The following is a 15769-nucleotide window of genomic DNA, read 5'->3' as shown; positions in this document are numbered from 1 at the left end:
GCATACAACCTATTACTGCTGCTCTGGAGCCTGAGGTACGTCCGCCGCTTCGACTGCCGGCTTAGCTGCATCAAGAACAGGTACATCTTCAGCAGCCGGCTTAGCCTGCTGCACTTCCAGGACTGCTGGATCAGGCAAACCAACCTGAGCCATACCATCAGCTTTGTCTTTAGCAAAGAACGCTAAACCCAAGCTAGTCATGAAAAAACCGGCGGCAAGTATAGCAGTAACTCGACTCAGAAAGGTAGTACTTCCTTGGCTACCGAATACGGTAGAAGAAGCACCCGCACCGAACGAGGCACCTGCATCTGCGCCTTTACCCTGCTGCAACAAAACCAGCGCAACAACACCGATGGCGCCCAGCAGATGAAGAACAACGATAACTGTTTCCAGCATTTCTTTAGCTTCCTGCGGCGCGACAAATCGCACCGAACTCATCCGCATTCAGAGAGGCTCCACCTACAAGCCCCCCATCGATATCCGGCATACCGAACAACTCGGCAGCACTGGCGGCCTTGACGCTGCCACCATAAAGAATTCTTACCTTGCCAGCCAACTCAGGACTTTTCGCCGCCAACTGCGCACGAATCGCCGCATGCACTTCCTGCGCTTGCGCAGGCGATGCAGTCAAACCAGTGCCAATAGCCCAAACCGGCTCATAAGCGATGACCGCAGCGGAAAACACCTCCACACCCAAAGCATCAGTCACGGCAGACAACTGCGCCGCAACCACTTCAAGTGTCTGCCCCGCCTCACGCTGAGCAAGGGTCTCACCGACACACAGCACTGGGAGCAAACCCGAAGACTGCGCAGCAGCAAATTTGCGCGTCACAACTTCATCACTCTCACCCAGCAGCAACCTACGCTCGGAGTGACCGACCAGCACCAGCGAACAGCGCGCGTCATGCAACTGACTTGCCGCCACTTCACCAGTCAAAGCACCTTCCTGCGCTTCGGTTGCGCAATCTTGCGCGCCTACCGCAACAGCCTTGCCTGCCAAACCATCAACAACTTGGTCAAGATGCAAACAAGACGGAAAAACCGCTACATCTACACCAGCAGGCAACGCCTGCTGATTGAGACCGTTGATCAGCTCTACGACGCTGGCGCGGGTACCGTGCATTTTCCAGTTACCAGCAACCATTGGGCGACGCATGCTTTACCTCGTCGGTCAAAGAGGGCGCAGATGTTACCCAACAGCTACCCGACTGGCAAGCCGAATCAAGCACATACATCCGCAACAACTTTAGCCAATTCATCGGCATAGCCGCGCACCTGGCCTTCGTCATCACCTTCAACCATAACCCGCACCAACGGCTCGGTGCCGGATTTGCGCAGCAGCACCCGCCCACGACCGGCCATTTGCTCGGTTACCCGCGCGCTGGCCTGCTGCACTGCCGGGTGCTCCAACGGATCAACACCACCGGCAAAGCTTACGTTCACCAGCACCTGCGGACACTTCTGCATCCCCAGACGAGCCTCACCCAGGGTCTGCTCACGACGCTTGAGCGCCATCAGCACCTGCAGCGCGGCGATAATTGCATCACCGGTAGTGGTGTGCTGGAAACACACCAAATGCCCAGAATTCTCACCACCCAACTGCCAGTTGCGCGACAGCAACTCGGCAATAACGTAACGGTCGCCAACCTTGGCCCGCACAAACGGTATGCCCAGATCAGCCAGAGCCAGCTCCAACCCAAGGTTACTCATCAGCGTACCGACGACCCCGCCCTGCAGCTTGCCGCGCTCCAGCAGATCGCGAGCGATGATAAACAGCAGCTCATCCCCATCAACTACAGCGCCTGAATGATCGACCATCAACACCCGATCCGCATCACCATCAAAGGCGATACCCAGATCAGCCTGCTGTGCCAGCACTTCGGCCTGCAAGGCCTCGACGTGGGTCGAGCCGCAGTTATCATTGATATTCAAACCATTGGGCTGGGCTGAAAGCACAGTTACCTGCGCGCCCAACTCACGGAATACGCTAGGTGCAACCTTGTACGCCGCGCCATGAGCGCAATCGACGACGATCTTCAAGCCAGCAAAGTCGGTGCTGCTCGGCACACTGCTCTTACAGAATTCGATATAGCGCCCGGCGGCATCGTTAATTCGCGAGACCTTGCCCAGCTGCTCGGACTCGACCACCGTCATCGGTTGATCAAGCAACTCTTCGATCATCAGCTCAATTTCGTCCGGCAGCTTGGTGCCCTGCCCGGAGAAGAACTTGATGCCGTTGTCATGATGGGGATTGTGCGAGGCACTGATAACGATTCCGGCCTCGGCATGGAAGGTACGGGTCAGGTAGGCAATTGCTGGCGTCGGCATCGGGCCGAGCAGCATCACATCCGCGCCGGCCGCGGACAAACCAGCCTCCAAGGCAGACTCGAACATATAACCGGAGATGCGCGTGTCCTTGCCGATCAAAATGCGGCACTTGCCCTGCTTGCGAAATGCCATCCCGGCTGCCCAGCCGAGCTTGAGCATGAATTCCGGGGTTATAGGGAAGTCACCGACACGCCCACGAATACCGTCAGTACCAAAATATTTTCTACCCATCCCACAATTCCTTCTAACTTATTCGGCCGCTTCAACCGCGGCGATCATCCTTACCACATCAACTGTTTGCGCCACATCGTGCACTCGCAGGATGTGTGCACCCTTGCTCAGCGCCAACGCAGCCAAGGCCAGACTGCCATATAGGCGCTCGCCCACCTCATGCCCTAGCACCTTGCCGATCATACTCTTGCGCGACACCCCGACCAGCAGCGGCCGCCCTAGCGCATGCAGCGCCTGCAAATGCTTGAACAGCGACAGGTTGTGCTCCAAGGTTTTCGCAAAACCAAAACCAGGATCAAGAATGACTCGCTCAGCGCCAATCCCAGCCGCCGAACAGGCAGCCAGCCGCTCAAGCAGAAACTCGCGCACTTCTGCGACGACGTCTGGGTATTTTGGATTCTGCTGCATGGTGGTGGGCTCACCGCGCATATGCATCAGGCATACCGGCAGACCACTGTCAGCCGCAGCGTCCAGCGCACCATCACGCTGCAGCGAACGCACGTCATTGATCAACCCAGCACCCAGCCGCGCAGTTTCGCGAATGACTGCTGGCGTTGAAGTGTCCACCGAAATGATCACATCCAGCTCGCGGGCAATGGCCTCAACGACGGGCGCAACCCGCTCCAGCTCCTCAACGGGAGAAACCGCACGAGCACCAGGGCGCGTCGACTCACCACCCACATCAATCAGTGTCGCCCCCGCCTTAAGCATAGCCTCGGCATGACGCAAAGCAGCATCACGCTGGCCGTAGCGCCCACCATCGGAGAAGGAGTCAGGAGTGACGTTTAGGATGCCCATCACTTGCGGACGGCTTAAATCAAGAAACCGGCTGCCACAGGGCAGCCGGTCGAAGGTTGGCGCAACAGACATGGAAAACCTTATAGCTCGGCGGCTGGACCACCAATTGGCTTCTCTGTGGACTCAGCGACTTCAACTGGCGCAGTCGGCGTGCCGTTGTTGTCGTCACCGCCCTGCCAGCCTTTCGGCTCACGCGGCGCGAGGCCATTCATGATGTCTTCAATCTGCTCAGCATCAATGGTTTCGTACTTCATCAGCGCTTCAGCCATCGCATCGAGCTTGTCGCGGTTTTCCTGTAACAGGCGCTTGGCGGTGCCGTAGCACTCATCAATGATGCTGCGTACTTCCTGATCGATCAATTTGGCGGTGTCGGCAGAGACGTTGCTCTGATTACTGCCCATGCTACGACCAAGGAAAACCTCACCCTCTTCTTCGGCATACATCAGCGGGCCTAGTTTTTCCGACAAGCCCCATTTGGTGACCATGTTCTTGGCCAACTGGGTAGCACGCATGATGTCGTTAGACGCACCAGTGGTGACGCCATCAAAGCCCAGGGTCATTTCTTCGGCGATACGGCCACCGAACAGCGAGCAGATCTGACTGGTCAGTGCACGCTTGCTCAGGCTGTAACGATCTTCCTCAGGCAGGAACATGGTCACGCCCAACGCACGACCGCGCGGAATGATCGACACCTTGTAAACCGGGTCATGCTCAGGCACAAGGCGCCCGACAATCGCGTGGCCGGCTTCGTGGAATGCGGTGTTGAGCTTTTCCTTGTCCGACATGACCATGGTCTTGCGCTCGGCGCCCATCATGATCTTGTCTTTGGCCAGCTCGAACTCTTTCATCTCGACCACACGCTTACCGGCACGGGCAGCGAACAGCGATGCCTCGTTGACCAGGTTGGCCAGGTCGGCACCGGAGAAGCCCGGCGTACCACGCGCAATCACTGCTGGAGCAACGTCTTCGCCCATTGGCACTTTGCGCATATGCACTTTGAGAATCTGCTCGCGGCCACGTATGTCCGGCAGACCCACCACAACCTGACGGTCGAAACGGCCCGGGCGCAGCAGCGCAGGGTCGAGCACGTCAGGGCGGTTGGTGGCAGCAATGACGATGATGCCGTCGTTCATTTCGAAGCCATCCATCTCTACCAGCAACTGGTTGAGAGTCTGCTCACGCTCGTCGTGACCACCACCCATACCAGCGCCACGATGGCGACCCACAGCGTCGATCTCATCGATAAAGATGATGCATGGCGCGTGCTTCTTGGCTTGCTCGAACATGTCACGGACACGGGATGCGCCGACACCAACGAACATTTCCACGAAGTCCGAACCAGAAATGGTGAAGAACGGCACTTTGGCTTCGCCAGCAACCGCCTTGGCCAGCAAGGTCTTACCGGTACCAGGCGAGCCAACCATCAGCACGCCGCGCGGGATACGCCCACCGAGGCGCTGGAACTTGCCCGGATCACGCAGGAATTCAACCAGCTCGCTGACTTCCTCCTTGGCCTCGTCGCAACCGGCGACGTCAGCGAAGGTGGTTTTGACCTGATCTTCCGAGAGCAGGCGCGCCTTGCTCTTACCGAAACTCATCGGCCCGCCTTTACCGCCCGCGCCCCCTTGCATCTGGCGCATAAAGAACATGAACACGGCGATGATCACCAGAATCGGGAAGCTGGCGACCAGCAGCTGAGTCCAGATGCTCTGCTGCTCAGGCTGCTTGCCGACGATCTCGACGTTGTTGTCCATCAGGTCCTTAATCAGGCCATTGTCCTGAATCGCCGGACGCACGGTCTCGAACGAGGAACCATCGGTACGGGTACCGCTAATGATGAAGCCATCAACTGTCACTCGCTTAACGCCGCCATCCTGAACCTGCTGGATAAACTGCGAATAATTGAGTTTGTTCGACTCAGTTGGGCTGGAAAAATTGTTCATCACCGTCACCAAGACGGCGGCGATGATCAGCCACAGGACCAGATTCTTTGCCATGTCGTTCAATTAGCTACCCTCTGAAGCAGGCCCCGTGTCGAAGCGCACTTCGCATGACGACCAGTTATGTACCGATCTAACTTACTACACAACGCCCACCCCTGGCAGGCTCCGTCTGTAACCCTTTATTTGTTGTGAGACCACAAGAGCTCAGCACAATTCGCCGAACACCTTGCTGCATCAGAGACCGCGAAAGCCTCGCGCCAGCAGATATTGCTCGCGGGAGCGGTCACGTGAGGACAACGGCTTACGCATCTGCACCTTGTCGAACAGCTGACGCACCTGCTTGTGATAAAGATCAAAACCTTCACCCTGGAAGATCTTGATCAGGAAATCACCACCCGGACGCAATACACGAGTCGACAAATCCAGCGCCAGCTCGCACAAGTACATCGCGCGCGGCTGATCCGATTCCCTTACCCCACTCATATTGGGGGCCATATCGGAAATCACAAGGTCTACCGGATGATCACCGATGGCTTCGAGAATCTGCGCGAACACCTCATCGTCGGTAAAGTCACCCTTGATAAAGGTGACATCCGGGATGCTGTCCATCTCCAAGATATCTGACGCGATCAAACGCCCCTTGTCACCGATCACCCGACTGGTGACCTGCGACCAGCCGCCCGGCGCTGCGCCCAGATCGACTACAGTGATGCCAGGCCGCAGGATACGATCCTTCTCCTGAATCTCCAGCAGCTTGTAGCTGGCGCGCGAACGATAGCCATCCTTCTGCGCCATTTTGACGTAGGGGTCGTTGAAATGCTCTTTCAGCCAACCTTGACTGGTCTTGGAACGGGCCACGCAATACCTCGAATGTGCAACGCATGAATATCTGGGCGGCTCCGAAGGCGCTCGGGTAAACTAACCGCCGTTTTTTACCAGATTAAATGCAGGAATCAGATTATGCCGCTCACTCAAGAGCAGAAGAAACAATTCAAATCTATCGGTCACCATTTGAAGCCTGTATTGATCGTGGCTGACAACGGTCTGACCGAAGGTGTGCTGACTGAACTGGAACGCGCACTGAGCGATCATGAACTGATTAAAGTGCAATTACGCATCACTGAGCGCGAAGATCGCCTTACGGCCATCAATGAACTGTGCAAAGCCGGCAAAGCCGAGCTGGTGCAGGTGATTGGCAAAATGGCGTTGATCTACCGCAAGAATCCGAAAGTGAACAAAAACCTGTCCAACGTTCACCGTCATCACGGCTGATCTATCAGCCGTTGCAAGGCGCGCTCAGCGCCTTTGCAACCCACCTAGCCTACCCAATCTTACTGCTTAGAGCTTGTGCCTGAGCTTTGCGGCAGCAGCTGCAACACCAGCAACAGGCCACAAAAGGCCATGACCAAGTAACTGAACATCAACCACAGTTCAGCCTCTGGCAGCAGTTGGCGCACAGCAAAGTAACTGCCCGCCATCGCTACTACAACCAATAGCAATTGCCCGCGGGTATCACGCCACAGGCTTGCCAGGCGTTCGGCACGAATCAGTACCAGCACCTGGAGTCCGGCGCAAACCGCCGCCAGGCCAACCAGCAATGGCCGCAAGGTATTGCCGATTTCTTCCACCAGCAATGAGGCCAGGCCGATCTTGGCAATTGCAGGCAGCAGCAAAAAATGCAGCAACCAGAGGCCGCCAACCCAGAGCGCCTGAGCCAGCAGCCAGCTGATTGCGCCAGCGTCACGCACCAGCGGCTTAGAGATGGCGAACCTCGACAATCTCATACTCCAGCGCACCGCTCGGCGTCTGCACCACGACCACATCCCCCTCACTCTTGCCGATCAAGGCGCGGGCGATAGGTGAGCCTACAGAAATCTTGCGCTGCTTGATGTCAGCTTCGTCCTCACCCACGATCTGGTAAGTGACGCTTTCATCGGTTTCGCAATTGGCGATTTCCACGGTGGTGCCGAAAATCACCTTACCCGTGTGCTCAATCGTGGTGACGTCGATGATCACCGCATTCTGCAGGCGGCCCTCGATATCACGGATACGCGCCTCGACCATGCCCTGCTGCTCGCGCGCGGCATGGTATTCAGCGTTCTCTTTGAGGTCACCGAGCTCGCGCGCAGTGCCGATATCCTGGCTCAGCTTGGGACGCACCACCTTGGTCAGGTGAGCGTGCTCCTCTTCCAGGGCGCGCGCGCCCTGGACAGTCATTGGGTATTTGATCATGCGTTGATTCCTGCATGCAGATCCTGCAGACGGCGCACAGTCTTCTCGGGACCGAACTTCAGCGCCTCACAGATAGCCTGCCCCGCCGCAATGGTGGTGGTGCAGTAGATCTTGTGCTGCAGAGCGTTACGACGAATGGAGTAGGAGTCAGCAATCGACTGACGACCTTCGGTGGTGTTGATAATCAGAGTGACTTCATCATTCTTGATCATGTCGACCACGTGCGGGCGACCCTCGGTTACCTTGTTGACGCGACGCACGGGCAAACCCGCTGCCTCGATCAGCTTGGCGGTACCGGCAGTGGCCACCACTTCAAAGCCCAGTTCAATCAGGTCACGCGCCACGCCAGCCACCAGCGGCTTGTCATCGTCGCGCACGCTGATAAAGGCCACGCCGGCATTTGGCAGAATCTCACTGGCCCCCGACTGTGCCTTGGCGAAGGCTTCACCGAAGGTATCGCCGACGCCCATCACTTCACCGGTGGACTTCATTTCTGGGCCGAGTATCGGGTCGACACCTGGGAACTTGGCGAACGGGAACACCGCTTCCTTGACGCTGAAGTACGGCGGAATGATCTCGGCGGTGTAGCCTGCTTCAGCCAGAGTCTTGCCGGCCATCACGCGCGCAGCCACCTTGGCCAGCGAAACGCCGACGCACTTGGAGACAAACGGTACGGTACGCGAGGCGCGCGGGTTCACTTCAATGACGAAGATGTCCTCACCCTGCACGGCCATCTGCACGTTCATCAGGCCAACCACGTCGAGCTCCAAGGCCATTTTCTTGACCTGCTCACGGATCTCGTCCTGGATGTGCATTGGCAGTGAGTACGGCGGCAGCGAACAGGCGGAGTCGCCCGAGTGCACACCAGCCTGTTCAATGTGCTGCATGATCGCGCCGATCACCACAGTTTCGCCGTCGCACACCGCATCCACGTCCACTTCGATGGCGCAGTTGAGGAAGTGATCGAGCAGCACCGGGCTGTCGTTGGAGACTTTTACCGCTTCGCGCATATAACGCTTGAGCTCGTCTTCCTGGTAGACAATTTCCATCGCACGGCCGCCTAGTACATAGGAAGGACGCACCACCAGCGGATAACCGATGGTCTTAGAGTGGGCCAAGGCCTCGTCTTCGCTGCGCGCGGTGGCGTTAGCCGGCTGACGCAGACCGAGACGCTGAACCATCTGCTGGAAGCGCTCGCGGTCTTCGGCGCGGTCGATGGCATCAGGCGAGGTACCGATGATCGGTACGCCGGCTTCTTCAAGGGCGCGGCAGATTTTCAGCGGAGTTTGGCCGCCGTACTGCACGATCACACCTTTCGGCTGCTCTACGCGGACGATTTCCAGCACGTCTTCCAGGGTTACCGGCTCGAAGTACAGACGGTCGGAGGTGTCGTAGTCGGTGGAGACGGTCTCCGGGTTGCAGTTGACCATGATGGTCTCGTAACCGTCTTCACGCAGCGCCAGTGCCGCGTGTACGCAGCAGTAGTCGAACTCGATGCCCTGGCCGATACGGTTCGGCCCGCCACCAAGGATCATGATCTTGTCGCGGGTCGACGGATTGGCTTCGCACTCTTCCTCGTAGGTCGAATACATGTAAGCGGTGTCGGTGGCGAACTCGGCGGCGCAAGTGTCGACGCGCTTGTACACCGGCAGCACTTTCAACTTGTGGCGCTGGCTGCGCAGGGTCTTCTCAGTCACACCCAGCAGCTTGGCCAGGCGAATATCGGAGAAGCCTTTACGCTTGAGTTTGTACATCGAGTCACGATCAATGCTCGACAACGCCAGGGTCTTGATGCGCTCTTCGTCCTTGATCAGATCTTCAATCTGCACCAGGAACCATTCATCAATGTTGGTCAGCTCGAAGACTTCGGCCACGGTCTTGCCGGCACGGAAGGCATCGCCGATATACCAGATACGATCAGCGCTTGGCACGGTCAGTTCGCGACGCAGGGTGCTTTCAGCTTCAGGATCGGCCAGATCGAGCATCGGATCGAGGCCTGAAACGCCTACTTCCAGACCGCGCAGGGCTTTCTGCAGGGATTCCTGGAAGGTACGGCCGATGGCCATGACCTCACCGACGGACTTCATCTGGGTGGTCAGGCGGGCGTCGGCTTTCGGGAATTTCTCGAAGGCAAAACGCGGGATCTTGGTCACGACATAGTCAATGGCTGGCTCGAACGAGGCCGGGGTGCGACCGCCAGTGATGTCGTTGGACAGCTCATCAAGGGTGTAACCCACGGCCAGCTTGGCGGCGATCTTGGCGATCGGGAAGCCGGTGGCCTTGGAGGCCAGCGCCGAGGAACGCGACACGCGCGGGTTCATCTCGATCACCACCATACGGCCGGTGTTCGGGCAGATGCCGAACTGCACGTTGGAGCCGCCGGTTTCCACGCCGATCTCACGCAGTACCGCCAAAGAGGCGTTACGCAGGATCTGGTATTCCTTGTCAGTCAGGGTTTGCGCTGGAGCCACGGTGATCGAGTCACCGGTGTGCACGCCCATCGGGTCGAAGTTTTCAATGGCGCAGACGATGATGCAGTTGTCCTTTTTATCGCGGACCACTTCCATCTCATACTCTTTCCAGCCGATCAACGACTCGTCGATCAGCAGTTCGCTGGTTGGCGACAGGTCGATACCGCGGGCGCAGATTTCTTCGAACTCTTCACGGTTGTAAGCAATACCGCCGCCCGTGCCGCCCATGGTGAAGGACGGACGGATGATGCACGGGAAGCCCACCTTCTCCAGCACGCCGTAAGCTTCTTCCATGTTGTGCGCGATGCCGGAAACCGGGCAGGCCAGGCCGATGTCTTTCATCGCCTTGTCGAAGCGTGAACGGTCTTCAGCCTTGTCGATGGTGTCGGCGTTGGCACCTATCATCTCGACGCCGAACTTTTCCAGTACACCGTGCTTCTCCAGGTCCAGCGCGCAGTTCAGCGCGGTCTGGCCACCCATGGTTGGCAACAGCGCGTCTGGGCGCTCCTTCTCGATGATCTTGGCCACGGTGGACCACTTGATCGGCTCGATATAGGTGGCGTCCGCCATGGCCGGGTCGGTCATGATGGTGGCCGGGTTGGAGTTCACCAGAATGACGCGGTAACCCTCTTCTTTCAGCGCTTTACACGCCTGGGCACCGGAATAGTCGAACTCGCAGGCCTGGCCGATAACGATCGGGCCAGCGCCGAGGATCAGGATGCTTTTAATGTCTGTACGTTTTGGCATAGCGGTTACTCGAATCCTTGGGTCAGTCGGCGAGGTTTAGCGGCGCTTGGCCATGGTTTCGATAAAGCGGTCGAACAGCGGGGCCACATCGGCTGGACCGGGGCTCGCTTCAGGGTGACCCTGGAAGCTAAAGGCATCTTTGTCAGTACGCTCAATACCTTGCAGAGAACCGTCAAACAGCGACTTGTGGATAGCGCGCAGATTGCTCGGCAGCGTGGCCTCATCCACAGCAAAACCGTGGTTCTGGCTGGTGATCATCACCACACCAGTGTCGAGGTCTTGCACAGGGTGGTTAGCGCCATGGTGACCGTGACCCATCTTCAGGGTTTTGGCGCCTGAGGCCAGAGCCAGCAGCTGATGACCGAGGCAAATACCGAACACCGGAATATCGGTTTCCAGTACATCCTTGATTGCCTGGATCGCGTAGTCACAAGGCTCGGGGTCGCCAGGGCCGTTAGACAAGAACACGCCATCAGGATTCAGCGCCAGCACGTCAGCGGCCGGTGTTTGCGCCGGCACTACCGTCAGGCGGCAGCCGCGCTCAACCAGCATGCGCAGGATGTTCCACTTAACCCCGTAGTCGTAAGCCACCACGTGGTATTTCAGCTCACTGGCTGGAATTTCGGGGTGACTGTCGTCTTTCAGGTTCCACACGCTGGAGCGCCACTCATAGCGCTCAGTGCAGCTCACCACTTTGGCCAGGTCCATGCCTTTCAGGCCGGGGAAGCTACGTGCCAATTCCAGGGCTTTTTCTTCAGTGGCGTCATCGCCAACCAAAATGCAGCCGTTCTGCGAGCCTTTCTCACGCAGGATGCGGGTCAGGCGACGGGTGTCGATACCAGCAATGGCGACGGTGCCGTTTTCCTTGAGGTATTCATCCAGCGGCTGCTTGTTGCGCCAGTTACTGGAGGTCAGCGGCAGGTCACGGATAATCAGGCCAGCTGCCCATACGCGGTTGGATTCGGCGTCTTCCGGCGTGGTGCCGGTGTTGCCGATGTGCGGATAGGTCAGAGTGACGATCTGCTGGGCATAGGAAGGATCGGTAAGGATTTCCTGATAGCCGGTCATGGCGGTGTTAAAAACCACCTCTCCAATAGTTTGGCCATCGGCACCGATGGCCTCGCCGCGAAAAATACTGCCATCAGCAAGAGCCAAAATGGCAGGTTTAAGGGCTGGCTTACTCAAGAAAACCTCCGAAAATCAAAACGTGAAGCAAACGCAGATTGTAAAAAAGCGGGATGACGTATCGACCGTCACCCCGCTTTTTTATCTGATTCATTCTGCGCAACTTTAGTGGACACACTAAAGCAGAAAGCTTACAGGAAACTGCCTTTTGGGTCCACCGCCAGTTGCGACTCAGACCCAGGTAAAACACATTCCTGCGACAGAATGCCTCAGTTAAGCCCCAGAACGTCCTGCATGTCATACAGACCAGGCTGACGTTTTTGCAGCCATAGCGCCGCACGAACAGCACCTTTGGCAAAGGTCATGCGGCTCGATGCCTTGTGGGTGATTTCCACGCGCTCACCATCAGCAGCGAACAAGACGGTGTGATCACCGACCACATCACCGGCGCGCACCGTGGCAAAACCGATGGTTTCGCGTTCGCGCGCACCGGTCTGACCTTCGCGGCCATACACCGCGACTTTCTGCAGATCACGCCCTAGGGCATTGGCCACTACTTCACCCATGCGCAAAGCGGTGCCGGACGGTGCATCGACCTTGTGGCGGTGATGGGCTTCGATGATTTCGATATCCACGTCATCGCCAAGCACCCGCGCCGCAGTATCGAGCAATTTCAGGCACAGATTGACTCCAACACTGAAGTTGGCGGCAAACACGATGGAAATCTGCTTGCCGGCCTCAGCCAGCTGCTGCTTTTCTTCCGGGGAAAAACCGGTGGTGCCGATCACCATGGATTTACCGGCCTGACGGCAGATTTCCAGGTTCTTCAGGGTGACCGATGGATGAGTGAAGTCGATCAGCACATCGAACTGATCAAGCACCGCATTCAGATCGCCGGACAGATTGACGCCAATCTTGCCCTGCGCCACCAGCTCACCGACATCCGCACCAACCAGGCTGCTGTCTGCACGATCAATCGCCGCGCTCAGGCTTGCGCCATCGACCAGCTGCACGGCTTCGATCAGGGTCTTGCCCATGCGCCCGGCGGCGCCCATCACAGCAATACGTTGCATAGCTATCAGCTCCAAGCTGTCGCCCCAGACTGCAGCAGCCGCTTAACGACCGCGCAGCCTGTCAGCGGGATTTACAGGTCGCCAAAGAAGCGCTTAACGCCCTCGAACCAGCCATTGGCCTTCGGCGAATGCGAGCTGTCGCCTTCCAGGGTTTTGCGGAACTCATCAAGCAGTTCGCGCTGACGCTTATCCAGATTGACCGGGGTTTCCACCGCCACCTTGCACATCAAGTCGCCGGCACCACCGCCACGCACTGGGGCAACGCCCTTGCCACGCAAACGGAACATCTTGCCGGTCTGCGTACCTTCCGGGATTTTCAGCTTGACCCGACCATCCAGAGTCGGCACTTCCAACTCGCCGCCCAGGGCCGCATCGGCAAAGCTGATCGGCACTTCGCAGTACAGGTGCTTGCCGTCGCGCTGGAAGATCGCGTGCTCGCGCACATTCACCACCACATACAGGTCGCCCGCCGGGCCACCCATGGCACCCGCCTCGCCTTCGCCAGACAGACGAATGCGGTCGCCGGTATCGACGCCAGCCGGCACCTTAACCGACAAAGTCTTGTGCTCTTCGACCCGGCCGTGACCGTGGCAGGAGCCGCAAGGATCGGTGATCATCTTGCCGCTGCCGTGACAACGCGGACAGGTCTGCTGCACCGAGAAGAAGCCTTGCTGCATACGCACCTGACCGATACCACCACAGGTGGTACAGGTCACCGGCGTAGTGCCCTTTTTCGCGCCCGAGCCATCGCAAGGTTTGCAATTGACCAGCGTCGGCACGCGAATGGTCACCGTAGTGCCGCGCACCGCTTCTTCCAGGTCCAGCTCCAGGGTGTAGCGCAGGTCACTGCCGCGCTGTGCGCCGCCACGTTGACCGCCACGACCACCGCCACCGAAGAAATCGCTGAATACATCACCGAAGATATCGGAGAAGTTCGCCCCGCCTGGGCCGCCACCGCCGCCACCCATTTGCGGGTCGACACCGGCGTGGCCGTACTGATCGTAAGCCGAACGTTTGGCCGCATCGGAAAGCACTTCGTAAGCCTCGTTGGCTTCCTTGAACTTCTCTTCGGCGGCTTTATCGTCCGGGTTACGGTCGGGGTGATACTTCATGGCCAGACGGCGGTAGGCTTTTTTCAGCTCCGCTTCGCTGGCGCCGCGCTCGACACCGAGCACCTCATAAAAATCGCGTTTAGCCATAAGTCTTCAACACCTTTAAATCGTCTACTCCAGACACGCCAACGCGGGAGCAAGCTCCCGCGCGGCGGATCATGCCGAACGCGACTCGCGTCACGCCCGGCCAGAGCGGCATAAGCTTGCGCCTATTTATTTGTTGTCTTTGACCTCTTCGAACTCAGCGTCGACCACGTCGTCGCCTGCGTCCTTGGCTTGCTCAGCACCCGGGGCTTGTGCACCTGGCTGCGGCTGCTCGGCGTACATCTTCTGCGCAAGCGGTGCGGTCACTTCGGACAGCGCGGTCATCTTGGCGTCGATTTCAGTTTTGTCGTCACCCTTGATCGCCACTTCCAGCGCGCTCAATGCGGTTTCGATAGCAGTCTTCTCGTCGGCAGTAGCCTTGTCGCCGGCCTCGGTGATCATCTTGCGGGTGGCGTGCACCAGCTGATCGCCTTGGTTACGCGCGGTCGCCAGCTCTTCGAACTTGCGATCTTCCTCGGCGTTGACTTCGGCATCACGGACCATCTGCTGAATTTCTTCTTCAGACAGACCGGAGTTGGCCTTGATCACGATCGACTGAGTCTTGCCGGTGGCCTTGTCTTTCGCGCCGACGTGCAGGATGCCGTTGGCATCGATATCGAAGGTTACTTCGATCTGCGGTACGCCACGCGGAGCCGGTGGAATCTCGGCCAGGTCAAATTTGCCCAGCGACTTGTTACCGCTGGCTTGCTTGCGCTCGCCCTGCAGCACGTGAATGGTCACGGCGCCTTGGTTGTCGTCAGCAGTCGAGAACACTTGCGATTTCTTGGTCGGAATCGTGGTGTTTTTCTCGATCAGCGCAGTCATCACGCCGCCCATGGTTTCGATACCCAGAGTCAGCGGGCTGACGTCGAGCAGCAGCACGTCTTTCACGTCGCCCGACAGTACCGCGCCCTGGATAGCAGCACCCATGGCCACGGCTTCGTCCGGGTTAACGTCTTTACGCGCTTCTTTACCAAAGAAATCAGTAACCAGCTTCTGCACCAGCGGCATACGGGTCTGACCGCCGACCAGAATCACGTCGTTGATCGCACCGATGTCGATACCAGCGTCTTTCAGCGCAATACGGCACGGCTCGATGGTGCGCTGTACCAGGTCTTCCACCAGCGATTCCAGCTTGGCGCGGGAGATCTTCACGTTCAGGTGCTTAGGACCGGTGGCGTCTGCAGTAATGTACGGCAGGTTCACGTCGGTCGACTGGCTCGAGGACAGTTCGATCTTGGCTTTCTCAGCGGCTTCTTTCAGGCGCTGCATGGCCAGCGGGTCACCCTTGAGGTTCATGCCGCTTTCTTTCTTGAATTCGTCAACGAGGTAGTCGATCAGACGAATGTCGAAGTCTTCACCACCGAGGAAGGTGTCACCGTTGGTGGCCAACACTTCGAACTGGTGCTCGCCGTCAACTTCAGCAATTTCGATCACGGATACGTCGAAGGTACCGCCACCCAGGTCATAAACGATCACGGTGTGATCGCCCTTGGCCTTGTCCATACCGTAAGCCAGAGCAGCCGCAGTAGGCTCGTTGATGATGCGCTTTACATCCAGACCAGCAATACGGCCGGCGTCTTTGGTAGCCTGACGCTGGCTGTCGTTGAAGTAGGCCGGCACGG

Annotated in this window: 14 protein-coding genes; 1 reads left to right on the top strand and 13 read right to left on the bottom strand. The window is 58.0% G+C overall.

Annotation, left to right across the window (positions count from 1 at the left end; all coding sequences use genetic code 11):
* Positions 1-12 precede the first annotated feature (12 nt).
* From secG to rlmE, 6 genes are all read right to left on the bottom strand, one after another.
* Positions 13-396, bottom strand: a complete 384-nt coding sequence (secG, locus tag CUR33_RS20240) for a preprotein translocase subunit SecG (protein WP_289240759.1) — start codon at positions 394-396, stop codon at positions 13-15.
* A gap of 4 nt (positions 397-400) precedes the next feature.
* Complete coding sequence (tpiA, locus tag CUR33_RS20235; RefSeq protein WP_289240758.1) at positions 401-1156, bottom strand: triose-phosphate isomerase; 756 nt, start codon at positions 1154-1156, stop codon at positions 401-403.
* Between the two features lie 65 nt (positions 1157-1221).
* Entirely contained in the window at positions 1222-2559 is a 1338-nt protein-coding gene (gene glmM / locus CUR33_RS20230) for a phosphoglucosamine mutase (protein ID WP_289240757.1), read from the bottom strand.
* Positions 2560-2577: 18 nt separating this feature from the next.
* Entirely contained in the window at positions 2578-3429 is an 852-nt protein-coding gene (gene folP, locus CUR33_RS20225; RefSeq protein WP_289240756.1) for a dihydropteroate synthase, read from the bottom strand.
* Positions 3430-3437: 8 nt separating this feature from the next.
* Positions 3438-5354 carry an ATP-dependent zinc metalloprotease FtsH gene (gene ftsH, locus CUR33_RS20220; protein ID WP_090255974.1) on the bottom strand — a complete coding sequence of 639 codons (1917 nt, stop codon included), beginning with the start codon at positions 5352-5354 and terminating at the stop codon, positions 3438-3440.
* A 180-nt stretch (positions 5355-5534) separates the two neighbouring features.
* The gene (gene rlmE, locus CUR33_RS20215) at positions 5535-6158 is read right to left on the bottom strand and encodes a 23S rRNA (uridine(2552)-2'-O)-methyltransferase RlmE (protein ID WP_289240755.1); all 624 of its coding nucleotides are present in this window, start codon (positions 6156-6158) and stop codon (positions 5535-5537) included.
* 102 nt (positions 6159-6260) lie between these two features.
* Here rlmE and yhbY point away from each other — a divergent pair, with 102 nt between their 5' ends.
* A complete protein-coding gene (gene yhbY / locus CUR33_RS20210) occupies positions 6261-6572 on the top strand; it encodes a ribosome assembly RNA-binding protein YhbY (RefSeq protein WP_090255972.1) in 312 nt (103 codons plus the stop codon).
* A 59-nt stretch (positions 6573-6631) separates the two neighbouring features.
* Here yhbY and CUR33_RS20205 read toward each other — a convergent pair whose 3' ends face one another.
* The 7 genes from CUR33_RS20205 to dnaK form a co-directional block, all read right to left on the bottom strand.
* Entirely contained in the window at positions 6632-7084 is a 453-nt protein-coding gene (locus CUR33_RS20205; RefSeq protein WP_289240754.1) for a DUF4149 domain-containing protein, read from the bottom strand.
* Positions 7056-7532, bottom strand: coding sequence for a transcription elongation factor GreA (gene greA, locus CUR33_RS20200; protein ID WP_160088698.1), 477 nt, complete (start codon positions 7530-7532; stop codon positions 7056-7058). The genes CUR33_RS20205 and greA overlap by 29 nt, the downstream gene beginning before the upstream one ends.
* Positions 7529-10750, bottom strand: a complete 3222-nt coding sequence (gene carB / locus CUR33_RS20195) for a carbamoyl-phosphate synthase large subunit (RefSeq protein ID WP_090255969.1) — start codon at positions 10748-10750, stop codon at positions 7529-7531. The genes greA and carB overlap by 4 nt, the downstream gene beginning before the upstream one ends.
* Before the next feature lie 36 nt (positions 10751-10786).
* Complete coding sequence (carA, locus tag CUR33_RS20190; RefSeq protein ID WP_160088702.1) at positions 10787-11935, bottom strand: glutamine-hydrolyzing carbamoyl-phosphate synthase small subunit; 1149 nt, start codon at positions 11933-11935, stop codon at positions 10787-10789.
* A gap of 209 nt (positions 11936-12144) precedes the next feature.
* Positions 12145-12948, bottom strand: a complete 804-nt coding sequence (gene dapB / locus CUR33_RS20185; RefSeq protein WP_289240753.1) for a 4-hydroxy-tetrahydrodipicolinate reductase — start codon at positions 12946-12948, stop codon at positions 12145-12147.
* A 71-nt stretch (positions 12949-13019) separates the two neighbouring features.
* Entirely contained in the window at positions 13020-14147 is a 1128-nt protein-coding gene (dnaJ, locus tag CUR33_RS20180) for a molecular chaperone DnaJ (protein WP_090255965.1), read from the bottom strand.
* Positions 14148-14273: 126 nt separating this feature from the next.
* On the bottom strand, positions 14274-15769 hold a 1496-nt coding region (dnaK, locus tag CUR33_RS20175; RefSeq protein WP_289240752.1), incomplete at its 5' end, for a molecular chaperone DnaK.

The organism is Pseudomonas sp. FEMGT703P (assembly GCF_002786345.1).
Lineage (GTDB): Bacteria > Pseudomonadota > Gammaproteobacteria > Pseudomonadales > Pseudomonadaceae > Aquipseudomonas > Aquipseudomonas peli.
The sequence above is the reverse complement of the archived record's forward strand: the minus strand, read 5'-3'. Positions and strand labels throughout refer to the sequence as shown.